The sequence below is a fragment of the Methanoregula formicica SMSP genome, assembly GCF_000327485.1.
Classification (GTDB): Archaea; Halobacteriota; Methanomicrobia; order Methanomicrobiales; family Methanospirillaceae; genus Methanoregula; species Methanoregula formicica.
On record NC_019943.1, the window covers coordinates 2325625 to 2348626 of the forward strand.

General features: G+C 42.2%; 26 protein-coding genes. 9 read left to right on the forward strand and 17 right to left on the reverse strand.

Translation table 11 applies throughout. From position 1 onward, the window contains the following. Nucleotides 1-18: 18 nt before the first annotated feature. The 8 genes from METFOR_RS11570 to METFOR_RS11600 all read right to left on the reverse strand — a co-directional run bounded on the left by METFOR_RS11570 (nt 19) and on the right by METFOR_RS11600 (nt 4508). Nucleotides 19-477 (reverse strand): MarR family transcriptional regulator, encoded by a 459-nt coding sequence (locus METFOR_RS11570; RefSeq protein WP_015286330.1) that lies wholly within the window; start codon nt 475-477, stop codon nt 19-21. Nucleotides 478-676: 199 nt separating this feature from the next. Further along, complete coding sequence (locus METFOR_RS11575; RefSeq protein WP_148277679.1) at nt 677-1303, reverse strand: hypothetical protein; 627 nt, start codon at nt 1301-1303, stop codon at nt 677-679. 217 nt (nt 1304-1520) lie between these two features. Further along, entirely contained in the window at nt 1521-1718 is a 198-nt protein-coding gene (locus METFOR_RS16220; RefSeq protein WP_083883460.1) for a type II toxin-antitoxin system HicA family toxin, read from the reverse strand. 42 nt (nt 1719-1760) lie between these two features. Next, the gene (locus tag METFOR_RS11580) at nt 1761-1985 is read right to left on the reverse strand and encodes a type II toxin-antitoxin system HicB family antitoxin (protein WP_015286332.1); all 225 of its coding nucleotides are present in this window, start codon (nt 1983-1985) and stop codon (nt 1761-1763) included. A 192-nt stretch (nt 1986-2177) separates the two neighbouring features. Further along, complete coding sequence (locus tag METFOR_RS15165) at nt 2178-2450, reverse strand: HepT-like ribonuclease domain-containing protein (protein ID WP_267878670.1); 273 nt, start codon at nt 2448-2450, stop codon at nt 2178-2180. Between the two features lie 110 nt (nt 2451-2560). Beyond that, the gene (locus METFOR_RS11590) at nt 2561-2854 is read right to left on the reverse strand and encodes a nucleotidyltransferase family protein (RefSeq protein ID WP_048110971.1); all 294 of its coding nucleotides are present in this window, start codon (nt 2852-2854) and stop codon (nt 2561-2563) included. Nucleotides 2855-2937: 83 nt separating this feature from the next. Continuing rightward, entirely contained in the window at nt 2938-3183 is a 246-nt protein-coding gene (locus METFOR_RS11595; protein WP_148277680.1) for a hypothetical protein, read from the reverse strand. 233 nt (nt 3184-3416) lie between these two features. Next, nucleotides 3417-4508, reverse strand: a complete 1092-nt coding sequence (locus METFOR_RS11600; RefSeq protein WP_015286336.1) for a PDDEXK nuclease domain-containing protein — start codon at nt 4506-4508, stop codon at nt 3417-3419. A 168-nt stretch (nt 4509-4676) separates the two neighbouring features. Here METFOR_RS11600 and METFOR_RS15060 point away from each other — a divergent pair, with 168 nt between their 5' ends. Together METFOR_RS15060 and METFOR_RS15430 are read left to right on the forward strand one after the other, a co-directional pair. Beyond that, nucleotides 4677-5048, forward strand: coding sequence for an HIT family protein (locus METFOR_RS15060; RefSeq protein ID WP_015286337.1), 372 nt, complete (start codon nt 4677-4679; stop codon nt 5046-5048). A gap of 66 nt (nt 5049-5114) precedes the next feature. Beyond that, nucleotides 5115-5855: a hypothetical protein gene (locus tag METFOR_RS15430; protein WP_015286338.1), complete on the forward strand. Its 741-nt coding sequence runs from the start codon at nt 5115-5117 to the stop codon at nt 5853-5855. Nucleotides 5856-5874: 19 nt separating this feature from the next. Here the strand turns inward: METFOR_RS15430 and METFOR_RS11615 are convergent, their stop codons facing one another. After that, nucleotides 5875-7203, reverse strand: coding sequence for a DGQHR domain-containing protein (locus METFOR_RS11615; RefSeq protein ID WP_048110974.1), 1329 nt, complete (start codon nt 7201-7203; stop codon nt 5875-5877). Nucleotides 7204-7313: 110 nt separating this feature from the next. Continuing rightward, the gene (locus METFOR_RS15435) at nt 7314-8396 is read right to left on the reverse strand and encodes a radical SAM protein (RefSeq protein ID WP_015286340.1); all 1083 of its coding nucleotides are present in this window, start codon (nt 8394-8396) and stop codon (nt 7314-7316) included. Between the two features lie 130 nt (nt 8397-8526). On the opposite strand from METFOR_RS15435, the gene METFOR_RS11630 reads away from it, so the two are divergent. The 5 genes from METFOR_RS11630 (at nt 8527) to METFOR_RS11645 (ending at nt 14342) form a co-directional block, all read left to right on the forward strand. Next, the gene (locus METFOR_RS11630) at nt 8527-10644 is read left to right on the forward strand and encodes a DEAD/DEAH box helicase family protein (protein ID WP_015286341.1); all 2118 of its coding nucleotides are present in this window, start codon (nt 8527-8529) and stop codon (nt 10642-10644) included. A 55-nt stretch (nt 10645-10699) separates the two neighbouring features. Beyond that, the gene (locus tag METFOR_RS15645; RefSeq protein ID WP_015286342.1) at nt 10700-10867 is read left to right on the forward strand and encodes a hypothetical protein; all 168 of its coding nucleotides are present in this window, start codon (nt 10700-10702) and stop codon (nt 10865-10867) included. After that, entirely contained in the window at nt 10848-12833 is a 1986-nt protein-coding gene (locus METFOR_RS11635; RefSeq protein WP_083883434.1) for an AAA family ATPase, read from the forward strand. Before METFOR_RS15645 ends, METFOR_RS11635 begins: the two co-directional genes overlap by 20 nt. Continuing rightward, complete coding sequence (locus tag METFOR_RS11640) at nt 12830-13324, forward strand: hypothetical protein (protein WP_015286344.1); 495 nt, start codon at nt 12830-12832, stop codon at nt 13322-13324. Before METFOR_RS11635 ends, METFOR_RS11640 begins: the two co-directional genes overlap by 4 nt. A 133-nt stretch (nt 13325-13457) precedes the next feature. Next, nucleotides 13458-14342 carry an immunoglobulin domain-containing family protein gene (locus METFOR_RS11645; RefSeq protein WP_015286345.1) on the forward strand — a complete coding sequence of 295 codons (885 nt, stop codon included), beginning with the start codon at nt 13458-13460 and terminating at the stop codon, nt 14340-14342. 27 nt (nt 14343-14369) lie between these two features. Here METFOR_RS11645 and METFOR_RS15065 read toward each other — a convergent pair whose 3' ends face one another. The 6 genes from METFOR_RS15065 to METFOR_RS11670 all read right to left on the reverse strand — a co-directional run bounded on the left by METFOR_RS15065 (nt 14370) and on the right by METFOR_RS11670 (nt 21269). Then, nucleotides 14370-15200, reverse strand: a complete 831-nt coding sequence (locus tag METFOR_RS15065; RefSeq protein ID WP_015286346.1) for a S1 family peptidase — start codon at nt 15198-15200, stop codon at nt 14370-14372. A 118-nt stretch (nt 15201-15318) separates the two neighbouring features. Continuing rightward, nucleotides 15319-17340 carry a DUF2075 domain-containing protein gene (locus METFOR_RS15985; protein ID WP_015286347.1) on the reverse strand — a complete coding sequence of 674 codons (2022 nt, stop codon included), beginning with the start codon at nt 17338-17340 and terminating at the stop codon, nt 15319-15321. A gap of 120 nt (nt 17341-17460) precedes the next feature. After that, a complete protein-coding gene (locus tag METFOR_RS11655) occupies nt 17461-17649 on the reverse strand; it encodes a hypothetical protein (RefSeq protein WP_015286348.1) in 189 nt (62 codons plus the stop codon). Nucleotides 17650-18255: 606 nt separating this feature from the next. Beyond that, entirely contained in the window at nt 18256-18510 is a 255-nt protein-coding gene (locus METFOR_RS11660; RefSeq protein WP_015286349.1) for a helix-turn-helix domain-containing protein, read from the reverse strand. A 703-nt stretch (nt 18511-19213) separates the two neighbouring features. After that, a complete protein-coding gene (locus METFOR_RS11665) occupies nt 19214-20656 on the reverse strand; it encodes a metallophosphoesterase (RefSeq protein WP_015286350.1) in 1443 nt (480 codons plus the stop codon). A gap of 91 nt (nt 20657-20747) precedes the next feature. Beyond that, on the reverse strand, nt 20748-21269 hold the full coding sequence (locus METFOR_RS11670) for a hypothetical protein (protein WP_015286351.1): 522 nt from the start codon (nt 21267-21269) through the stop codon (nt 20748-20750). Between the two features lie 208 nt (nt 21270-21477). Between METFOR_RS11670 and METFOR_RS11675 the strand changes: the two genes are divergently transcribed. Continuing rightward, complete coding sequence (locus METFOR_RS11675) at nt 21478-22083, forward strand: hypothetical protein (RefSeq protein ID WP_015286352.1); 606 nt, start codon at nt 21478-21480, stop codon at nt 22081-22083. Between the two features lie 15 nt (nt 22084-22098). Here the strand turns inward: METFOR_RS11675 and METFOR_RS16075 are convergent, their stop codons facing one another. Continuing rightward, nucleotides 22099-22233, reverse strand: coding sequence for a DUF7557 family protein (locus METFOR_RS16075; protein WP_267878657.1), 135 nt, complete (start codon nt 22231-22233; stop codon nt 22099-22101). Nucleotides 22234-22331: 98 nt separating this feature from the next. Here METFOR_RS16075 and METFOR_RS11680 point away from each other — a divergent pair, with 98 nt between their 5' ends. Beyond that, complete coding sequence (locus METFOR_RS11680) at nt 22332-22811, forward strand: hypothetical protein (protein WP_148277681.1); 480 nt, start codon at nt 22332-22334, stop codon at nt 22809-22811. The last annotated feature ends 191 nt before the right edge of the window (nt 22812-23002 follow it).

Consider the following 23002-nt stretch of genomic DNA (forward strand, 5'->3'; position numbering starts at 1 on the left):
AGATGGGAGGTCTGACGCTCATTGGGGCTGCCGCCGGTAACCCGGCGGATCACCGGCAATATTCGGGGAGGCACTTCCGGCGCCTGAGTGGGCGATCCCCCCTAACGCAATAAACGTCCGCATTTTCCGGATACAGGAGATCTGGTTTTCAATCTCGGCTATCTTCCCGTCCGCGATGATCTCCAAAATGTTTCCTGCCGGAAGAGCAAGCGAGAAATTTTTTAACACCCGGCCTTTTCCTTCCGGGGATTTTCCGGTAACCCTTACCCATCCCTGTTCTTCCAGATATTTTAGTGCCTTGCTCACCTCGGATTCGTAGAGGCCGGTGCTGACTTCGATCTCCTGCATCGTGCCTTCTTTGATATTCAGAAGGTAGACAAGCGTCCGTGCGACCGGGCGCGTCATGCCGAAACAAACCAATATGCTGATACACTCGTCGTCCTCCTCGCAAAAAACCGGAATGGTCTTCACTCTCATTGTGGTCCTCCACGGACTGAGTAGGAAATGTTATTTTTATATTGATAAAAACATTTTGAGAGGGGATTGGAAATGTGGGTGAGGGGGCCCGGATAGTGTTGCAGGAGAACCTTAAAACTCTATATATCCCGGATACAGTTCATACAGAATTGTCGTGCAGGCCGGAATACACCTTCGGTTTTCCTGGATCATTTCTGTTTTACGCAGGTACCCTGTTTGAATGTTCAATGATATCCTGTACATTCCGGTCGAGACCCTCCAGGAGTGCAGCATTCTCTTCTCCAGGACTCCAGATTCCGCCCTCTGTATGATTCTGGTAAGTAAAGATGGATCCGGTCTCCGCGCATCCGGTACCTGTGCTGTTCCCGGCCTTTTTCTTCAGCAGCACCGTGATCTCATCCGAAGTAATATTCCTGCACCGGGCTGATTCGTTGTTATAGCAATACCGGGCAGAAAGGGAGCCGGGGGATACAACAGAAATAAAGAGATAATCTGTTTTCATTGCCTGAAATTCCTGGTAGGGGAGCGAACATTTTGCCTGGAACCTGATAGCATGGAATACTGCCGTGAGGTTATCCAGCAGGGGATCGTAGCCGACCTGATCCGGGTATATCCGGTATGTTGTGCCGGTGTCCGGTTCAAAAATTTCCAGGTGGGTCTCATAAGGCATGTGGCTGCCGGGAGACGGGACAGGAGATCCGGTTTGTGTCTGGTTGTCCGGAACGGGTTCCTGAACACTTGACGATGATTCCGGGATCCCGGGAAATGTGACTAAAACAATTAATAGGCCGGCACAGACAACAACGGCCAGTATGATCTTAACCAAATCCTGCGTATGCACTAAAAATCTCTCCTCAGGAAAAAGTATTGTTGTATTTTTCAATAATTATTTGGTTGAGGGTGGATTGCCGCCCCATGCACGGGATAAAACCGGGATTAAGACGAAACGCCGAAAGACGCTGTCCGGCCGCGGAGTGATTGAGAGGAGGAGCCTCCCCGGCGAGCTGTTTTCCCTTGCCGGAACCCCATGATGCACAAGGAATTTACCTGAGCAGGACCAGGACTTCAAGGAGTGTCTGGATATCTATTCCCGCCTGTTTCAGGATCGATTTCAATGTTTTCCGGTCAATTTCCGGATGGTCGGGGACAACAATTGTTTTGGTGTCCTCTGTATTTTTCAGGACAATATGGCTCCCTTTCTGGTGATCGATAAAGAAGCCGAGCCTTAATAAGGCGTTAATTGAGTTTCCGGGCCGGAAGAAGCGGGACCTTTTTGTTCCCGGTCATACTTCGACAGCGATTTTTCGGATACTGACATGGTCCTGGTCGGGCACCTTTTTGTTATGCCGGATAAAGGATTCCAGGTATGCTTCAATCGCTTCCTTTGCGTTCGACTCCGCTTCCTCGACCGTTTTTCCCTGCGTGATGCAGCCGGGCAGCGCCGGGACGGTAACTACGTACCAGCCGTCTTCACCGGGTTCGATGACAATATTATATTTTTTCCGCATATGCCGGTGTTCCTGTACCTTCATTGGGCGGTTGCAGGTATTAAAGGTTGATTCGGATGCGGGGGAGTGAGGGGGAATCAGGAGGGATGTATTAACAAAATACACGATTGCATGGTTATCAGGACATAACTGTCGATGCTGAGCATTCCGCAAGAAGGATGGGCGGCCCCACACGGGATGACCGGGACGATTTCAGGACTTTTGGATCTCTTCGATGACCGCTCTGAACTGCGGGAGGATCTCCGTGATAGTCTTCCACACAAGCTCGTAATCAACGGAGAAGTAGACATGTGTGAGTTTATCCCGCATGCCGGCTATCTGCCGCCATGGGATCTCCGGGTATGCACGGGTAAGGGATTCCGGGAGCATCTTGACGGCTTCGCCGATGATCAGGAAATTGTAGGTGACTGCATTCATGGTTTTTTCATCGGCAAAGAAGGATTCACCCGAAGAATCCTTACAGATTCTTCTCGTATCTCATCTCATTCGAGATTTGATAAAGGACATTCCTTTGGTAAAAGAATCGATCCGGTCAAGGGCACCGATAATATCTTTCAGGAGCAGGCGTTCGTCCCTCATACATACACGACATCCTGCATGACTGCGTCGCGCATCTCGCTCCGGAGGCCGCCTTTGGAAACCAGGTCGATCTTCATCCCGAAACTGTCTTCGAGATATTGCCAGAGGCCGATGTAGGTCAGGAGGTCTGCACGGGACCCGAATTCGACAAGGAGATCGATGTCACTGCCGGGATCGTTTTCGCCGCGTGCAACGGATCCGAAGATGCCGATCTCCCGTACATCATAGCGGGCCGCAAGTTCTCCCTTGAGACTTTTCAGCCGCACCATGACTTCCTGTCGTGTTATCATATTCTCTTATCACTCGGTAGAGCGGGATGGGGGATAAGTGTTTTGTTAAAAAAAGTACCGGATACTATTCGATACAGAGCGTATCACACCGCAAACACCCGGGCTTTCCGGACACGGGCGAGGTAGTCCTCCCTCTCAATCTTTTTCCCTTTCCCGATTATCTCAAGGTCATTCCTGACCGATTTGACAAGCGAGATGATTTTCTTCGGCCGGCCTTTTCCTTCATGCTGTGCTGCCGAAACCAAAACCCATCGCTGTTCTTCCATATATTTCAGGGCCGTACTCACCTGCGGCTGCGAGAGCCCGGTGCCGAGTTCAATTGCCTGCATCGTGCCTTCTTTAATATTCAGGAGATATACAAGGGTCCGTGCGACCGGTTTCTTTGTGCCGAAATGGATCAATACGTTCACGAACTCTTCGTCCTTTTTGGAAAAACCTGGACTGCTTTCATTTTCATTGTATTACCTTTAATTTATCATATTTTTATATGAATAAATAGATTTTGTGGGGGCGGAAGTGGGGGGTGTTGACGCTCAGGCGCCGCGTGGGGCTGGCAAGCCCGTTAATCGACTGTTGACATAAGGATAATTTCCTTCAAACGGTCCGCATCCGGCAATTGATCCTGGAATCCCGGGGGAAGTGGTTGTCCAAGCTGGTACGTTGAAACGGCCATCGGCTTTGTCATATCCCGTAGTGCATACTCCGCGATGACCCGGTTCTTTTCCCGGCACAGGAGAATTCCGATGCTCGGCTGATCTATCGAGGGATCACGGAGAAGGTCATCAGCGGCTGAGAGGTAGAAGTTCAGTTTACCGGCAAACTCCGGCACGAATGTTCCGACCTTCAGCTCGATTATGATGTAACAGTGCAGCCGGGTATGGTAGAATAGCAGATCAAGATAAAAATCCTGGCCCCCGATCTCAAGGTGATACTCGCTCCCGAGAAATGCAAATCCGATCCCGAGTTCGACAAGGAAGTTGCGGAGTTTTTCAAGAAGAGAGATGTGGAGTTCACGCTCGGATATTTCCGCACTCCGTCCCAAAAAATCGAAAATATACGGATCCCTGACAATTTCACGGGCAAGATCTGACTGCGGTGCCGGAAGGGTTGCAGAGAAGTTGGTGACCGAGGTCCCGACCCGGTGCACGAGTCCGCTCTCAATCTGGTGAACAAGCACGTTCCGGCTCCATCCGTGACAGAGTATGTTCCGGGCATACCATTCCCGCTGTATTGGATCTTTCATTTTCTCGACAAGGATCACAATGTGACCCCACGGAATATTCAGAATTGGCTCTGGCACCGGGCAGATACTTTGTCCCACAGCCTGTGGGACAATTTCCAAAGGAATGGAATATGCAGAATAAAAAGCCCGCATACGGTACAGGTTGGTACGGGAAAAACCTCCCGTTCCGGGAAATTCCTTCTGGAGATCCCGGGCAAGCGTGTCGATGACTTTCGCACCCCAGCCCCCGAAGTCCTGTTTCTCTACCAAATCCCTGCCAATCTGCCAATAAAGGATGATCAGTTCCCGGTTTACTGACAGGGCGGCTTTCAGTTGCGCCGATCGAATCCGGTTTTTCAAAATTGCGATAAACTCAGGATAATCTGCCGGGAGGTCCCGCCCGGGAGAGGTAATTTCTGTTTTGTGTTTCATTGATGTATCTCGTATCCGGGAATTGGAATGCCCGGGGATAAGGAGACCGGTTGGCGGGGTGAAAGTGGATGAGGGACCGTGTGGGTCTGACGCTTCCGGCGCCTGAGTGGGCCGGAGCCTGTACACAAACACGAATCCTTAAGACCGTTCAGACGGATAATCCGCGCTATGGATGTGTGCCCGTTCTGCCATCCCATTAATGAGGATGTAATTGCCCGCAATAATCTCTGCTTTGCCCTCTGGGACAATTTTCCGGTCAACAAGGGCCACGCCCTCGTCATCCCGTTTAGGCATACGCCGGATTTCTTTTCTTTGACTCCGGAAGAGCGGGCGGCCGTGTGCGATCTTGTGGTTGTCTGTCGTGGCCTGATTGAGGAGAACTTTTCACCGGATGGGTACAATGTCGGTTTTAATGTTGGCGAGGCCGGGGGGCAGACGGTGTTTCATTGTCACTGCCACGTAATTCCGCGATATGCCGGGGATGTGCCGGTACCGAGAGGCGGGGTGCGGGGGGTTGTGCCGAGGAGGAGGGGGTATTGAAAATATTTATTCACTAAAAGTTAAAACAAATAATATAATACTGTTTGGCAGTTAAAACAAAAATCTATGGATCGAGATTACAGATTCAAACTTAGCGGGATTATATTCTATATTCTCGTATTTGGTATTTTATTATCAACTCCTGAAGGATGTAGCCTAATTTTTCATCCGGTGGATGATCAGACACGAACGATAATAATTGCATTATCAGGGTTTTTAGCTGTGTATATCTCATCTGAAGGATTTGGATACATTTTTAACTCATTTTTCTTTGCCCTCTGGAGTCGAACCCGTCCTCGTTATTATCAAAAAAGTGATGAACGAGGATATTCTGCAGAGCAAGAAAAGCACTTTAATTCAACACATATGCGAAAAAGAGTTGTCGATTTTGGGCTTAATAACAATCGAGAAGTACAACCTGAAATTGCACAGTATTCATTAGAGACATACTATTGGTATTTTTTCCAAAATTTCGCTTCAAAAAATTTGAACGCATGGATAGAGCGAAGATGGACACATTTCGCAGCAGGGATGACTGAGATTGTTGCGATTTTTTTTGCATGGATTCTTACAATAATCGTAATGTATTGTCAGAAATGGAATTGGTCACATTACACGAGTATAATTTTATTATTCTCAATTATGTTTGGAGTGATTTGTTTCTATAATGCTATTCTCTCAAGAAATGATGCATTAAAGATGATGGACTTATGGATTTATGCGAATTGTGATGAGAATGGGCGAAAAAATTTTCAACATTTTGAAAACTTATTTAAAGAGAAATTAACGATCGACAGTGAAAATTAAAGATATCATTTTTGTCCTTTCATTCTTTTTGAATTAAGATTCGTGCCCTTGAATTTCCTTTTTCACTAAGTTGTTTTAATAATACTTCATGGGCTTTCCTCACACCTTTCCCCCCACCTAAAAATGCAAAAGGCGAAGTATTTTTATCCCAATCAAAATCCTGGAGGGGCTCGATGAATTTTTTTACAGATTCAACATCGAATGGATCGATACCATCCTCAAGACACCAGGAATAAACATCTCTGGCGAGGTAATTAAAAGCATAAATCGAGGTTGTTCGGAGCATCAGGTATTGTTTCCATGTCTGTTGATCAAATGTTTCAGGAAACATTTCTCTAATGCATCCCCAATAATTGACTAAGAAGGTCGTCTTTTGATCAAAACTCAATTCTTTGAACTGGGTATTATCGAATAATGGTTTTAATGATGATACAAAGGAGAATAAAGGAACCGGATGACCATTGTTCAGGATTCCACCGAGATTGATTAGTCCCTTAAACGGCGATGACTCTTTATTTAATTCATTCACAACGGGAACAATTTCTGTCCGCCATTTTTCTTTTTCGATAATTGGTATGCCAGTTATTCCGGCCTTTATCGTTTTATATGCTAATTCATCTTTTAATGATGAACTGACGGGTTTTTGGGTTTTATTGATAATGAAAAAGAAGGCACCTTCAAGGTCGGATTGTTTTATTTTCAAAGCTCCTTTCGATTCTCTTTTCAATTTTTCAACTATTGCTTTTGTATCGACAAAAACGATCGGAACTTCGAATGATAAGAGCTCTGTGTATTTTTTTATCTGTTCATCACGATCGATCATCGAATGCCTTGATTGAAGGCGTTTTATCTCTTTGTAAATCTCTTCGAAACCACCGGTTCTTTGCTGACCATCCAAAATTGTAATTGATCCTGGTTTCAATGGCAACTCCAATAATTCGATATCATCACTAATTGGGGTAACTATTGCTTCACTAAAACTGGCAAAAAGTGCCGGCACTATTGATATCGAACATCCTTCGAGATATTTACGAATTTCATTGGTTTTATCCCGAAATTTTTCTCTCTGATAACCTTCCAATGTTTCATCTCGCCAGAGATTTGATGTAGCGAGTAATAACAGGTCTTTTGCCTCGATCTTCCCAATATATAGAGGCATACCTTTTTGCACAATTTTCATTACTTTAATTTTTACTGATACCTGTGAGATTTTCTTCCAAACATCTTCGAGATGTTTTGATTGAATTTTAGGGTAATTCCGGTAAATATCTATGATTTCAACAATACTGAGTTTGTTAAAGTCTTTTGAAATTTCATGGTGAGCAATTTTTTCAAGAGTGTCATTCATTTTATCCGGGAAAAAAAGTGCCGGATTATTCCAACAAGTGTCACAGACATATCGACCATCATAGGGGCCGTGGCGTTCCCCATTAATCTCAAAACCACAGGAAGAACAAATCATTTTTTTGCTCCATTTTTCTTTTCTTCATATAACTCAAAAGCTTCTTGAAATCCCGATGCATTATTGAATTTATCTACTAATCCCTGATATGCAGGAAAAGCTCCACCATATCCGATTACACGTCGTGCACGTTGGACTAATTCAATTTTCTGCGCATCCCAATTCGGGGAGACATACGAATTTTTCTCAATGGTAAAAAGAGACTCATATCTCATCGGATAACAAACAGTTCCCCAATTAAGAATTTCACGTACTCGATTAAGAAATTCATCTGGTGTCTCTCTGTAATTGAAAAGAGTATAGACAAAAATATCCCGTTTTTTAATACCGACGGCGAGTAAACGCTCAACTGCTCTTTTTACAAATTTTTGTTGATCATGAGAATCATATGCAAGTCGAATAGTAGAATCAAGTTTTAATGATGCAATCATTTTTGCAACGGGTTCAGTGATGAGTTTTGCATCAATACCTTGATTAAAATCTACTTTTTTATCGAAATCGATAAGTTCCTTGAATATATCCATTCGATATTTATTCGCGAGGAAATTGTTATCAAAGAAAATAATTTTTGAATGCCGATCCAGTACAAAGGGCTGGATGCTTTTTTTCAGAGAATTCATTTTACCTTCGAGTCGAGGAACCGCACAAAAATCGCATTTATTGCAGCAACCTCTTGACGAGAAAATTATACTTCCGTCCCATTCTGGTACTAAATCATAATCTGGTAAAATGTTCTCTGCGTGAGAACAGAGACCTTGATATATCCTATCCGCACCGGAAAGATTTGCATGATCGGGAAGAAGGGATGAATATATACCGCCAAGCCAAACTTCCGACTTTGGAAATTCTTTTTTGTAAAATGAAACAGCCTCCCAAACGGGTTTCCATGCCCATGAAAAAAGACTCGTGACGTATATTTTTTGAGGAGTCTTTTTTGGTATTCTTTGATCCTTTTTTTCAAAAGCAATTAATTCAGTAGTATCGCCTTTTGTCTTATGATATGCAGAGAGCTTTAAGAGACCAATTGGAGGGAATTTGGAATAATACGCAGGTTCAACGAGAAGAATATGATTGGTCATCACTGATAGTTTAGTGATCTCCCTTATTTAAGATCTTTTATTTGAAGGATCCTATCATTTGATTTTGAATATCGTTATCTACAGCAGGGATCAAAATTCAGTTAATATCAAAAGTGATATTTGGTGTTTTATGGCTTTTATCGATTTAAATTTAAAAAAAACATATTCATCTGATGTAGATGATATCTTACGTACCTTTTTTATCCCAGTACTAAAAGAATCGAAGGATTACAAAAGATTAACCGGCTTTTTTTCCTCTTCCAGTTTGGCAGCTGCTGCTGAAGGTTTTGGAGGACTAATTGAAAATGACGGCTTTATCAAAATGGTAATGTCTCCAAAAATTAGTTATAAAGATTTTGAAATCATGAAAGCCGTCAATAACGATCCACAAAAATTTGCCGAAGCTAAAATGTTACCATACTTAGAAAATATTGAGGACGAATTTACACGCGACCATTTTTTTGCACTTGGATGGATGTTAGCTAATGAGAAAATAGAAATCCGAGTGGCAATTCCTTTTGATAAAAGTACTCAAGAAATGATTTCTAAGGATGATGACCCTTCAAGTATTTTTCATCAGAAAGTAGCAATTTTTACTGATGCGGAAGGAAATCGAATTTCATTTAGTGGATCAGTTAACGAATCAGCGAGTGGATGGCAAAATAATATTGAGGAAGGAAAAGTTTTTCGAAGTTGGGAACCAGGTCAGATTGATTATTTAAAATCAGATATTGAAAAATTTGATCGCTTTTGGAATGATCAATCTCCTCGTACAATTATCTTTGAATTACCTCAGGCAATTAAAAAGGGATTCATAGATATTGCACCAAAGAAAAAAACCGAGATATCAAAAATATTAGAACGGTGGGAAAGTCCTAAAAAGTCCTCAATAAACCTTTTTGATTACCAAACTGTCGCGATTAAAAATTGGATAAAGAATGATTATAAAGGCATTTTTGAAATGGCCACAGGAACGGGTAAGACTTTTACAGCATTGGGGTGTGCGAAATATGTTATTGAAGAAAATGAATATATTTTTGTCGTAATTGCATGCCCATATAAGCATTTGATTCAACAATGGAGTCATGAAATTCAAAAATTTGGATTACGATATGATAAGTTGATTATTTCGGATAGTAGCAATAGTCATTGGAAAGATGAATTAACAAATGCACTTATAGAACAGAAATTAAAACGATTGAAAATAATAATTGTTTTAACAACTCATCGAACTTTCGCATCTGATTCTTTTCGCAATATCGTACAATTGGAGTCAGATACAAATGTAATTTCTTTTCTTATTGCTGATGAAGTCCATGGGATAGGGTCTGATTTTCAAAAAAGAGGCCTAGATGAATACTACAAATATCGTCTTGGATTAAGTGCAACCCCAGAACGATTTTTCGATGACGATGGAACAAATTTATTACTTGACTATTTCGGGCCAACAGTATATGAATTCACATTGAAAGATGCATTAACTAAGATCAACCCGGCAACAAATGATTTTTATTTAACTCAATACCGCTATTTTCCAATATTTGTTAGACTTTCGAGAGAAAACTTAGAAGATTACATATCTCAGACAAAAAAAATTGCACTAGTATATTCAAAAACCAAAGATCCTGCTGAGGAAAAACATATACTTACTCAACTCTTGAATAAGCGCGCAAATATCGTAAAAAATGCAGATGAGAAATTAGGGCAATTAAGAAAAATTCTTGATGGTTTTTCACAATCTCAAAAATGGACGATAATTTACTGTACACCACAACAAATTGACTCGATAATGAAAATTTTATCTCAATACTCATTTATCACCCATAGATTCACAATGGAGGAAAAAACGAGTGTGAACAAGGATTATGGTGGAATTAGTGAGAGAGAGTATATTTTAAGGGAATTCGCGAACGGAACGTATCAAATTCTAGTGGCGATGAAGATTTTAGATGAAGGAGTTGATGTGCCTCCTGCACGAGTTGCAATTCTTATGGCTAGCAGCGGAAATCCTAGAGAATACATCCAACGAATTGGCCGAGTTATTAGAAAATTTCCGGGGAAACAGGAAGCTGTAATTTATGATCTAATTGTTGTTCCCACAAACAAGGATATGCCTCCAGAGCTTCAAGTTATCGAGAGAAAAATCTTCGATAAACAATTAAGACGGTGCGAATATATCTCGAAATTAGCACTAAATAGTAGTCAGGCTTTAAGCGAAATTTATTCATTTAATCCGTCACACGACTAAATAAACATAAATAGAGAATAATCTAACCAAGAGAATAGTCCTGGAAAGTGTTAAAATGGAACAAGGTCTTGAACGAATTAAAAAGTTAATTAAATCAAATTGTAAGAATGACGATGAGATGTTTCGTTTTTTCGATGACTTCATCGAAAAAGAATTGTATGTTGGATATTTTTCTGACGATCTGAAAAAATTAATTGAAAAATATGCTCCAAAAACCAGATGATATCATGCGCATCCAAAGTCTCAAAATAAAAAATTATAGGCAATATCGTGACGTTACTATTGATTTTTCAAAAAAGGATAAATCAGATTTACAGGTTTTTTTGGGAAAAAATGGGATCGGAAAAACTAACATATTGAATGCAATAAATTGGTGCCTATACGGAGATGAACCGCATTTATCCGATGAATCGACATCATTACCAATCTTGAATACTATTGCATTTCAAAATGCAAAAGAAAATATTCCTGAAGAAGTTGAAGTCCAGCTAACTGTACTCACTGATAAAGGAAATCCAACAATCTTTTCTCGAATTGAGCCTTTTTTAGTAAGAAAAAATACCATACAATCACAAAAACAACAATTCAAAGTAATAATCCAGGATAAGAAATTGAATAACAAAATCCTCGATAAAGAAAAATCTGAAAGAGCTATTGAAAACTTTGTTCCAAAAACGATCAGGGAGTACTTTTTTTTCGACGGGGAGCGATTAGACAATTATTTCAAAGTACCTGGTGAAAATATCCAAAATGCAATTAAACAAATATCAAAAATTGATGTCTTGTTCCAGATGCGAGAGCGGATAGAGACAATCTCAAAGAGTTATAAGAAAGAAGCAGGAAAAGTCAGCACCGAAATTAATACTCTTCAATCTCAACTTGAAGAGGAGAATAGTTCTCTCAAACTTATTTCTTATCAATTAACAGAAACGAACACTCAATACGAAATATCAAAAAAGGAAAAACAAAAAATTAGCGAAGGTCTTCTTAAATTTCCGAATGTAAGAGACTTAGAAACAAATAAAATTTCATTAGATCAGAAAATTGAAGAAAATTCAAGAAAACTTGAAGAGAAAAAAAGTAAAAAGACGTCAATTCTTCATAAACAATTTGTTTTAGTCACCAGTTTGACTGCGCTAAATTCGACAATACAGATGATTAATGAAAAACGGAAAAAAGGTGAAATACCCCCGTTCACGGATAAAGAGAAATTGAACTATATTCTAAAAGAAAATTTTTGTGGGATTTGCGGCAGAGAACTAGATTTCAATTCAAAAAAACATATTGAAGAAATTATTGAAAAGTTGCCATTTTCTACAAAAATAGCAACCACATTGTCAAATCTTGAACAGCCAATTAATATGCTCATTTCACGTATCAGCGAGAACAAAGAAGAATTAAATGAAATTTCACAAGAAATTGAAGAATTTGAAGTTTCAATCGAAAATGACGATGAGATATTAAATGATATTAAATCAAAATTAGCCAATTATGACACGGAAAAAATTAGAGATTTAGAACGAAAACGAGCAGCTTTTGAAGAAGCAAGTCTCGCACAAAAAGAACGAATCGGTCGTTTAACCGCCAAAATTGATAAAATACAAGAAGAAGTTAAAAATTTAAATGATAAGATTGCTGTTGAAGGGAAAAAAAATACAAAAGCAAAAATATTCATGCAAAAGGTCGAATTTTGCGATAAAGCAAAAGAAATCCTTACAACAACAATCAATCAGAGGTTAAATGAAATTCGGGAAAAAATTCAGGAAGAAACTAACACAATTTTTTTCAAGTTAGTTTGGAAGAAAGAAACTTTCAACCAAATCACAATCGATGATAATTACAACGTTCAGATAACAAGTTGTGATACTAATTTACCTATGAGAGGATCTTTAAGCAAAGCTGAAAATGAATTGTTAGCTCTCTCTTTTACATTAGCACTCCACAAAGTATCAGGTTTTGATGCTCCAATTTTAATTGATACTCCTGTTGCTCGAGTATCCGACGATCAAAGAGTAAATTTTGGGGACGTTTTAGCAAAAATTAGTCAGGATAAACAAATTATTCTTTTATTCACACCTGCAGAATATTCTCCAGACATTATGGAAGTCCTTGAACCGGAGGTAAGTACAAAATTTATCTTTGAGATGACCTCTGATGAAAAACAGACCCTGATAACGGTGGTAGAATGACAATAGACGTTGAAAAAATATACATTGACAACGATGACCGAGTCATATATGATAACTTAGAGAAAGAACTCGAAATCAAAAAAATAAATAAAAAAGATCTCTTCATGTTTGCTCTTTCGACGGGATTTAAGAAAGGGATACATCCACATATTGTAAAAAAACAGGAATTTTTTTGGACCAACAACTTACGAGATGAGGACGAGATAATAATCAAATCAATTGCATTAAACGTTACAAAAAATTTCGACGTCTTACAAAATCATGAGGAATTAGTGAAAATTGTGCAAGAATATGCTCACGGTGGAATCCAAATTATTAAAGAAAAACTTGCACGACCGGGTAGTTTCATCAAACAAATGGAGAAGGAAATTGAAGAAGAATATCAATTCTGTTTCGATCAACAAAATAAACGAGAAGATATCATACCTTCCGCGGGATCAGACATAGAAAAAATTGACCATCTGATATCAACTTTCAAACCAAATAAATAACAATTGAACGATGCTTAACACTTATACAATCGATGGATATCAAGAATATTTATAATATGAAAAAATGGAAAATGCAATTGGTAACAGTATAATCTTAAAAACTCTTTGGGAAAAGGCCCAGGAGGAAAACTAAATGACGGTAGAAGAAAAGTTTGGAATTGTTGTCATGCTCGATGCTCTCGGCGTTTCAAATTTTACTATTGAAGAATGTAAACAATTCATACAAAATTTCGATGAAAATATTTCAGACCTCCAGAAAATAAATAAAAGCATTTTTTCAATGGTTGAGACACATAAAAATAAAGAAAAGGCTAGGGTAGTTTCAAATTCTCTAAAAAATGTAGGGTTCTCACAATTTGGGGATACACTAGTCATGGCATGGCCGATTGACAGAAAAGAGGACATCCATAATTCCTCATTAATGCTTTCAATCGTAATGATGTTGAGTTCTTTGATAGGTAATAGTTTAGATCGCAAAATTCCACTCCGTGGTTGTATTTCGGTTGGAGAATACGTATGGGCTGAGAATAATAGGACTATCCTCGGTCCTGCTATATTCGATGCAAGTAGCTGGTATAATTCTGCTGATTGGTTCGGAATTATCTTCTCCCCAAAAACACACTTTTGGCTTGGTGCATTATCAGAAGGGATGAAGAAATCCATCGATGATGCATTATTAATTCCAATGTGGAAGGTCCATATTTTTGAGTATCCTGTGCCTTTGACGAGACATGCCGGTTCCAATAGTACTAATCAAATTTTTTCTGTAGTAGGCTGGCCTTATTTTTTTTATTACCATCAAGACAAGAATACATCTCCCCGAAAGAAATTATGTCAATTTTTATTTAGTATGCCTATGCCTAAAGGGACCGAATCGAAATATAAGAACAGCGCGGATTTTTTTAATTGGTATGAAACGGAAATATATCAGAAAAATCCACGACGAATTGGTGAAATAAACCACCCAATTCTACACGAAGACAATAGTACGAAAAGAAAAAGTTCTCGTAAGGATTAACGAAAAATGATATTTTATCTTGCAATACTATTTTTTTTGTGAATAACAGTGTAAGCATTCTCCAAATTTTGGGAGATTTGGAAACTTTTGACAAGCTCGATTTAATTCTGAAACATACGTCGCATGAGAAAAAGTTGTTGTATTTTGTAATTGCGGGAAATTTGGAATTGGTTCGGTCCGGACAGAAGTTACGATTCCAATGACCTGTCCCGTCCGAAGACTAAATAATGGCCCACCAGAATTACCTGGGCCAACATAATTATCGAATTCCATAATGAGGGTTTCATTGCTCTCAACCCATATCGAACTTAAATGAGCACTTGTTAATCGGTTTACAAAATGATAATTGGGTAATCCATTTTGATAAGTTCCCTCAAATCCGATGAATGGATATCCCATTGTAAATACAGGGTCTCCGATTAAAAAATCTAAACCCAGAGGAATTGGTTTGGGTTTTAAGTGAAAAAGAACCTCCGGAGTATCGATCTCAAAAACGCAAATATCCTGACGTGGAAGGCGTTTATAAGATCTCAATCCGGAATAAATTTTTATTTCGCTCACTGGAAAAGGACGAAGATCAGCAGGTGTTTCTGCCTGAGGGATTAAAAAGAGAGCAATATCAATATTTTTCTCTATCTCGGGAAATGCATGATTAGCTGTAACCAGCTGAGTTATATCTTTGTCAATTTTAAGAATAAACGCCGTTGCAGCTGGAAAAATGAATACCTTTTTTCCACGTCTGCACCAGGGAATAAGATATTTCGAATTAATTGGAATGTTTTCAGTTTTATTAAAAATATGACCAATTGGAATAACAGAATTGCTATATTTTAAAAAAAGTTCAGTTCGGTTTTTCATATTGAATAATAAGTATCCTTTTATTAATACGGTATCTCAATGTCTCTGTCTAATTCTCGATTTTTTCATGTCATCATTTATGTTAATGATTTTAATTCCCTCAACGAATTGATAATATTTACACATCAATCATTACTTTCATGCCAAAACTTCCAACCGCATCAATTTCCATCACCCCCGCCCTCACCAATGCCTCATACGTCGTCTTCATCCCAACCTCATTAGGCACATAGATGAAGAACCCATCCCGACCTCGTGTCAATAACACCCGATAACTATTCACCCGTAGCCGATGCGGATCCCGTGCCTTCGATCGTTTCGCCGGCGGACTCTTCCACTCCCCAGCCCACGTGAAATCATCACCCCAGCAAATGATCGGGAAATCCAACTCTAAACCCTGACACGAGAATTCCGTTGCAACATCGCGAAGAGCACAACACGAAGAAAACGACGTTGGGGGATCATTATACCATGGACCTTCTCGCATGTTTTTCGTGTAATTGAATTCATTGTGAATTCCCCAGCGAGGAAGATTCTTGGCTTTCGATGAGGCAAGCAATCCAAACCGTTTGTCCTCTTGGCCCCGGTATCGCTCCTTGACATAATTGGTTGCAACGTTGATGTCCTGCGTGATGTACACGTCAAATCCTTGTTTGATAACACGCTCCGCGAGATCCTTCGCGGTGACAAGATCGCCTTCGAGAATCGCGGAGACCCACGTGGCCACATCTTCGGCAATATGGGAACGCAGTGTGATTGTAAGATCGAGAACATCATTCGTTACGATTTTTTTTGCTGCGGGAAATTTGTCAGCAATCTTCTTCGGGCAATGGACGATGCAGGACTTCTGCATCCATGCAAGAGCATCATTCCATTGCGGAAGGCCGGATTCTTCACCAAGATGGATCTCTTGGCCTTCACCGATGAGAGCAACCATCAAGGCCCATGAGTTCATCCGCTCTGCAAGACGAAGGAAATCTTCCGGCTCACTCGTAGCATGACCCCGCTTCTCTGCTACACGTTCGGCATCCCAGGCTCGTTGTGCTTCATCGTACACCCAAATATGTTCATGCGGAATCTTCGCTGTCGAACCACCATACTCTTTGAGAAAACCGTGGACATCCTGAACGAAGATTTTGTACTTCAGCGCATGTTGGAGTACCTTCACGAGAGGGCCGTTGCCGGAAAGAAAGACGGCTGTGTTCCGAAGATTATTCGATTGCTTTCTTTTCTGTTTACCATATACGAGGGAACCGGAATCAGCAACAGCAAGAGCCGGTCCGTTCTGTGATGGTGTAAGATATGAAGAATCAACAGATGTGGAAGCAGAACTGGAAGGTGATGAATCGATATGATTCTCATAGACTAATTGAATGCCAACAAGCGTCTTTCCCGCACCGGGAACTCCCGTCACCAGAGCGAGATGCAATTCATTGTTTGTCTGTGCCTGTTTTGCAATGGAAATTAGTTCGGCAATTGTCTGAGGGATGCCAGCACTCTGGGCTCGTTTGATCTGAGGAAGCGGTTGTTTCTCCCAAATCGTACGAGCGGCTTGAATCAGGGAGGGTAAGGGAGCATATTCCGCATGAATCCACGTAAGAGGATCGATCAGAGAACAGTTCACTCCAATCTCTTCAGTCTTGAAAATATCCGCAATATGATCCGGTGAGACCACTAAGACCTCTTCATCATGTCGAAGAAGATCCTTCGCACGAGCGAGAACAAGAATTGGATGAACGGGATAGTGTTGTGATGCTGCGTGATAGTGCTTGAGGTCACGGGCATATGCTGCAACCTGATCGCTGTGAGCTGCTAAGAGCGTTGCATAATCTTTGAATTCAAGAACAAAGATGCTCGGCCCTAAGATGATAACATCAGGCCTTCGGCCTCGCTCACGAGGCAACTCATACTCAAAGATGATCGAAAAATTTTCAATCGTAGGCTTTTGCTGAACAATGAGTTTGAGTTCTCTTTGGAGAATATCGAATGAGTGATCCCATGCAAGAATCTGGCTCTGATCAGCGGGGGAATTCATGCAGCGGAGGTGATGATTCTGAAGAGAGGTGAGCCAATCCTGTTTTGGTATACGAAGAAAATTTTGTATTGTACCTGACCAGCCACAAGGATTATTGAGATCCATTAGTTACACACTACTCGTCTTACGATTGAATAGCCCAGGCTGATCGATAAAGATTGGGATTTAAAAATTGGGGCTAGCCCACGCGGCGAGGGGCGGAGCCCCGATGAGCGTCAAAACCTCTCACGCTTTCGTCTTATACACTCGCTCGTATTGCAAAATCAGGTTGCCTTCTTCTTCCTTGACGATTAGACGAAATACATCACCGGGATTAATCTTCTTGGACTTAGCGATATCTGTGGGGATAGTAAGATCGAGAGAATTAGTACCGTAATGAAGCCGGGACTTGACGGTGTTTTCTTTCTCGGTCATTACATCCCAATATGGCTCATGCACATTTAGGCATTAACGCACATTATGTGCATAGATTTATTTTTTACGTCGACAAATATTCCACCGGTGCACTGGTGACCAAATGTTCGTTTCGTTCCGGATCAAAATCACTTCCGCTTGGACGCCCCCGGCACCAATAGCCATGTCCGAATACGGATATTCCGGGAAATGTCACCAGTCACCAACTCTTATCAAAAGAAACATCCGCCGGAAAAAGTCCCGGTGAAAAATCCCCGGCAAATCAAAAAAATTACGGGGAGACCCCCCGGATACTGAATCCCCCCCGTGCACACCCCGGCTGGGGTCGTCACTTCGTCAGGTTATTTCTGTTCATGCCCTTTTGTTTATCAGGTTTAATGGTCTCAATGATTGGGGTCCGTGAAGGTAACTGATTGCTGAGAACAACGACCCTGCCGATGATTCCGGTTCACGGGTTTAAGGCGGGATCTCAATTGTCCACACTATCGACAGGAAATTGCTCTATAAACGGTTTCTAACGCAAGTGTCTACCGGTCGGAAAAACCAATGGGGGTTACAAAATGATTTTAAAAAACTCCGGGGCCCGCCCCGATGAGCGTAAAATCTCTATTGCTTCCCGCCTTTCCTTATCCGGTAATCCGGATCCTTCTTCTCGTAAATTGAGAACAGTTCCGATGGAGCAATATCAAGAGATGAACAGATCTTCAGAATAGTCGAAAATGTCGGGCTCCGCTTTCCATTTTCGATGAGACTGATAAACGTCCGGTCAAGGCCGGCGAGTTTTGCAAGCTTCTCCTGGGAAATATTTTTGGCTTTCCGCTCTTCCTGCAGCATTCTGCCAAAAATTTCTTCCTCGCGCATGTTCACTGAGTGTGATTCGGATGAAAAGAGGGTAATTTCTATCGCAGACTATAGTCGACATATTTTTCTCCCTGCCCGCAAATATCAATACCGGTGCACTGGTGACCAAATGTTCGTTTCGTTTCCGGATCAAAATCACTTCCGCTTGGACGCCCCCGGCACCAATAGCCATGTCCGAATACGGATATTCCAGGAAATGTCACCAGTCACCAACTCTTGTCAAAAGAAACATCCGCCGGAAAAAGTCCCGGTGAAAAATCCCCGGCAAATTAAAAAAAATACGGGGAGACCCCCGGATATTGAATCCCTCCCCGTGCACCCACCGGCGGGGGGTCGTCACTTCGTCGGGTTATTTCTGTTCATGCCCTTTGGTTCGTCTGGTTTAATGGTTTCAATGAGTGGGGTCCGTGAAGGTAACTGATTGCTGAGAACAACGACCCCACTGATGATTCCGGTTCACGGGCTTAAGGCGGGATCTCAATTGTCCACACTATCGACAGGAAATTGCTCTATAAACGGTTTCTAACGCAAGTGTCTACCGGTCAGAAAAACCAATGGGGATTACTGGATGATTTCTGAAAATCCATCGCTGGCTAAATGATGAGCTGCGTCCTGAATGTTACCGGTCATGAAAAATGAGAGGACCATATATGGTATAATAGCTGTCCCCAGACTTCGGTTATTTCCGGCATGACAAAGAGATTTATGGGATCACATTATGCGTTATCATGGCTGCCGGGATACGCTTAATGAACTGAATCTTTTCCTTTCCTTTATCATCCCATCGCATCAGGAACAGCCCGTCGTGATCGATATACACGAACGTTTCCTTGAACGGGCATTCTTTCGTCAAAGGCATGGCCGGATCCCGTTCCCAGTCTCCAGTATTGCAGAAGAACACCCGTTCCGGACCGGTATACTCTTGAGACTTCTTTCTGACAAAGTGCTTACTTTCGGGCATATTTGCACAATGTGTGTGACCGAACACAACGACGTCAGCGGTGAGAGAGTACTTTTCCGGGTTGAAATCACTCGCGCTCGATTTTTCCTTCGGGATGATCTTTTCAACGTCCGAGCCTTTGATACTGGTCGTTTTCTGCCAGAAGGAATAGAACTTCTTTTGTAAAGACACGACCAGTATCGGAACCGCGGTGAACGCTACAAGCAGGGAAAAGATAGCAAAGATGACCAGGAACAGGACATTATGGATCCAAGGGACAACAAAGCCCAGCAGGATTAATCCGGTAAGCAGAAGCGCGAAAAATGCAGCAACACCCTGGAGGATCTGTATCGGCCTGACCTGGAGTATTGAAATCTTTTTCTGGCATCCGCTCCCGAACAATACAACAGTATTCACGAGGCTTGCGACAATCACCCCACCGAGTATCAGCGTCAGCGCGCTGACAAGAGGGCCATTCTCCCGGTTGCCAAGCACTACGGCAAGAGCGATCCAGATCACCACAAGCGCACCTGCAATCACCGGTGTGACTTTTTTTGCCGCCTGGGTATTGGCAATATCGGCAATATAACTGATCGGATCGAACCGGGCCCCGATACACTCACCAATGGAATAAGGCAACTGCTGCTGGTCAAACTGGTGGCCGTGAAGGAAGGCATAATGGACACCCCCGACCTCCAGACCCTCCCCGTTCCTGCCCGGAATATAGTGCTTCTTGTGGAGAGAGAACTTCTTAGTGTTCTGCGTGAACAGGTCGATTGAATCTTTCTCAGGAGAGGTCTTTTTTTTGTTCTCAAAATTCGCCGCATCGATGATTTCCTCTACGTCTTCATCATGGTTTCCGGTGACGTAAACAACATCGCAGTCCATTTCCTGCAATTGTGCAAACGGCTTCAAGGCATCAAGCGTGACATAATCACGGTTCCGGCAGCGGCTGGCCCAGAATTCAAGGATGTCGCCGAGCAGGATGATCTTTTTCGGGGGCTTGAAAACCTTGTCGATACCGCCGATCCGGAACTGCTGCTCGCGGGAAAAGGGGGCTTTTCCCGAGAATCGTGAGACTGCCTCAAGGAAATTACAGAACCTGCCTGAGGTTTCGTGACCGAATTCTCCCCCGAGATGGAGATCAGATACAACAATCACGCTTTCATCTTTGTCTATGCTGTCCGGACCGGATGCATCTGTCATATTTTATCTCCTTCATGGATTGAATGCGATATTTCCCCCTGCGAAACGATGCATGCATCTCATCGTGCACTCGGGAAAAAATTTTTAAAAATTATTTCCACCAGTTAGAGATTGCATATATACCGAGCATGGCGAACACGGCAATTACCGTACCGTAGAATCCCACCCACGAGAATCCAGAGAGATAAGAGATATATGTAAAGGGCCCGCCGATTGCTGCAACATACCCGAAAAATGCCAGGGATTTGATAGTCCCCTGTTTTCCCCGTTTGGCATTTTTAGACCACTCCACCTTAAGATCATCGAACAATGTTTTTTCCGATCGGGAAATATCACCGGGTTTCACTGAAGCGACAATTCGTCGGAAATCTATACGCGAAATGGGGGGATTGCCTGCCGCGAAGTATCCCTCACAGAAAGCAAAGATCAACAATGCAATAAAAACACCAAACCACAGATAGACGAGGGATGTTGTTGGGCTTAATGATCTAAAACCGGTATCGAGTATGGTGTATGCTGAGATCATAAATGGGGGGATGATCCCCAGAAATGTATTGATCAGATCGCTGATACCATTTGATTCATTAGCCTTTGATACGGTTCCTTCAGCCATAATGCGCCACACCTCATGTATTACACGGGGGAATATATTGTATGAGATTATAAATTTTTGTCTTTGTTTCCGGAAAATAACCCAAAGTGACTGCTTTGGGCACAGGTCCGTACCGGGAATATACTGGCAGAATGGCGAAGAAATTCCCCCGTTCTGATAAATAAAAATGGAAAAAATATATTTATTCCATGCGATGATACGTTCCCGTATGTCAGATCCAATGTTTGTCGAAGGGCCGTGGCCCTGTGTCCTGGGAATTGCAATCTATCCCAAAAAAAAGTGGGTTGAGGCATCGCATGGTGGCCCAAAAGATACGCCGCCTTTTGAGCACCTGCACTATTACAAAGACACCGTGAGACAAAAGATCACTCCGGAGATTACCCAAGACAACAGCTTCCGTATTTACTGCAAGATCTTCAACCCTGATCCGAAATATTATTCTTACACAAAAATTTCTGGCATAATCTTTCCTGGTCAGACATTGGGGATAGAAACCCGTCTTATGAAAATTGGAGACTATAAGGAAGCACTGATCTATCCCGAAGTATTGAGTGCCGACAAGCGACGCTGGTTCCATCATAAACATCTCGAACCCATCGAGTCAGAATTTCCTTCCCCTTCCACAAGCGAGAGCAAGAAAAGCTTTTTCTTCTTCAAGTATTTCGATCTCGACTACCGTTATCCACAGTTCTTTGACACCGATGAGCCGTTTACCCTAGTCTTTCGTGTCTCGGGCTCTCCCCAGAGCAACGAAGTCGGGATGATCTTCCCGGAACAGCAGTTTACATGGATCCATGAATGGGATGACAGGTAAGGGGTCAAAAAAGATTCACTCCTTCTTCGCGTTGTCCCGGTAAAAATCGATCAGCCGGTTGAGAATGGTATCATAACTCTCTGACTTCTTTCCCAGATCCGCTAACTTATCCCGTGTCTCTGTCTGGATTTTGATTGTTGTAAGGCCCATCGCATACTTTTTCTGCCCAGATATACCAAGTATGTAATCATCATACCAATGGATAAATATATCCAATAAAGAGATCAATATACAAGTTGATGGATGTAATGCCGCGAGATGACCTCACTATGCCCGACACAACAACCCCTGACAAAACCCCCGGCACCGACCCCGCGACCGGCATCCCCCTCTTCCGCTCGCGAAAGCTTTCACCGTACACCATGAAACGGATCTCGAAAGGAACGGACATTTATCTGAAGGTTGACGAGCACAAAGAGACCAGCTTCTATATCCTGCACTGGACGGAAGAAGAAAAAGGGTGCACGAAAGGTTCAGAAGATTGCAGAAAGATCCCGTATTCGTATTCCACCGTCACGATCAACGAAGAGTGTGCCATCCGGCTCCTTCGCGGCCTCGTCATCATGCCCGACACGAGGAGCGGTGTGGAGTTCGGAAATATCCTGAAGTACGTGCCGGGATATTTTCGCAGCGTCAAACGGTCGCTGGATGTTGTTTATGTGGTACAGGATGACAGTTGCGAGAAATATTTCGAGTACTTCCGGCAGGGGCCGGAGATTTCACAATGATTTATACTCCGGGGCTGGCCCACCCGGCCCGGCTCCGGCCCGGGTTCCTGCCTGCGATCCTCCTGCTGAAATGATCCGGCAGCCGGGAAAAAGTACCGGCGGCCCTGCTTTTGTCGATGTGAACGGGTTCAATAGTATTACGACCTTGTTCGTTTTCTTCCGGGCAGTCACATCCATTCAACGGGGGTAAT

Coding starts and splice junctions, on each gene's coding strand:
- METFOR_RS11570 (WP_015286330.1), bottom strand. CDS start 477: ATGAGAGTGAAGACCATTCCGGTTTTTTGCGAGGAGGACGACGAGTGT.
- METFOR_RS11580 (WP_015286332.1), bottom strand. CDS start 1,985: ATGCGGAAAAAATATAATATTGTCATCGAACCCGGTGAAGACGGCTGG.
- METFOR_RS11590 (WP_048110971.1), bottom strand. CDS start 2,854: ATGATAACACGACAGGAAGTCATGGTGCGGCTGAAAAGTCTCAAGGGA.
- METFOR_RS11595 (WP_148277680.1), bottom strand. CDS start 3,183: ATGCAGGCAATTGAACTCGGCACCGGGCTCTCGCAGCCGCAGGTGAGT.
- METFOR_RS11600 (WP_015286336.1), bottom strand. CDS start 4,508: ATGAAACACAAAACAGAAATTACCTCTCCCGGGCGGGACCTCCCGGCA.
- METFOR_RS15060 (WP_015286337.1), top strand. CDS start 4,677: ATGGATGTGTGCCCGTTCTGCCATCCCATTAATGAGGATGTAATTGCC.
- METFOR_RS15430 (WP_015286338.1), top strand. CDS start 5,115: ATGGATCGAGATTACAGATTCAAACTTAGCGGGATTATATTCTATATT.
- METFOR_RS11615 (WP_048110974.1), bottom strand. CDS start 7,203: ATGAATGACACTCTTGAAAAAATTGCTCACCATGAAATTTCAAAAGAC.
- METFOR_RS15435 (WP_015286340.1), bottom strand. CDS start 8,396: ATGACCAATCATATTCTTCTCGTTGAACCTGCGTATTATTCCAAATTC.
- METFOR_RS11630 (WP_015286341.1), top strand. CDS start 8,527: ATGGCTTTTATCGATTTAAATTTAAAAAAAACATATTCATCTGATGTA.
- METFOR_RS15645 (WP_015286342.1), top strand. CDS start 10,700: ATGGAACAAGGTCTTGAACGAATTAAAAAGTTAATTAAATCAAATTGT.
- METFOR_RS11635 (WP_083883434.1), top strand. CDS start 10,848: ATGCTCCAAAAACCAGATGATATCATGCGCATCCAAAGTCTCAAAATA.
- METFOR_RS11640 (WP_015286344.1), top strand. CDS start 12,830: ATGACAATAGACGTTGAAAAAATATACATTGACAACGATGACCGAGTC.
- METFOR_RS11645 (WP_015286345.1), top strand. CDS start 13,458: ATGACGGTAGAAGAAAAGTTTGGAATTGTTGTCATGCTCGATGCTCTC.
- METFOR_RS15065 (WP_015286346.1), bottom strand. CDS start 15,200: ATGAAAAACCGAACTGAACTTTTTTTAAAATATAGCAATTCTGTTATT.
- METFOR_RS15985 (WP_015286347.1), bottom strand. CDS start 17,340: ATGGATCTCAATAATCCTTGTGGCTGGTCAGGTACAATACAAAATTTT.
- METFOR_RS11655 (WP_015286348.1), bottom strand. CDS start 17,649: ATGACCGAGAAAGAAAACACCGTCAAGTCCCGGCTTCATTACGGTACT.
- METFOR_RS11660 (WP_015286349.1), bottom strand. CDS start 18,510: ATGCGCGAGGAAGAAATTTTTGGCAGAATGCTGCAGGAAGAGCGGAAA.
- METFOR_RS11665 (WP_015286350.1), bottom strand. CDS start 20,656: ATGACAGATGCATCCGGTCCGGACAGCATAGACAAAGATGAAAGCGTG.
- METFOR_RS11670 (WP_015286351.1), bottom strand. CDS start 21,269: ATGGCTGAAGGAACCGTATCAAAGGCTAATGAATCAAATGGTATCAGC.
- METFOR_RS11675 (WP_015286352.1), top strand. CDS start 21,478: ATGTCAGATCCAATGTTTGTCGAAGGGCCGTGGCCCTGTGTCCTGGGA.
- METFOR_RS16075 (WP_267878657.1), bottom strand. CDS start 22,233: ATGGGCCTTACAACAATCAAAATCCAGACAGAGACACGGGATAAGTTA.
- METFOR_RS11680 (WP_148277681.1), top strand. CDS start 22,332: ATGCCGCGAGATGACCTCACTATGCCCGACACAACAACCCCTGACAAA.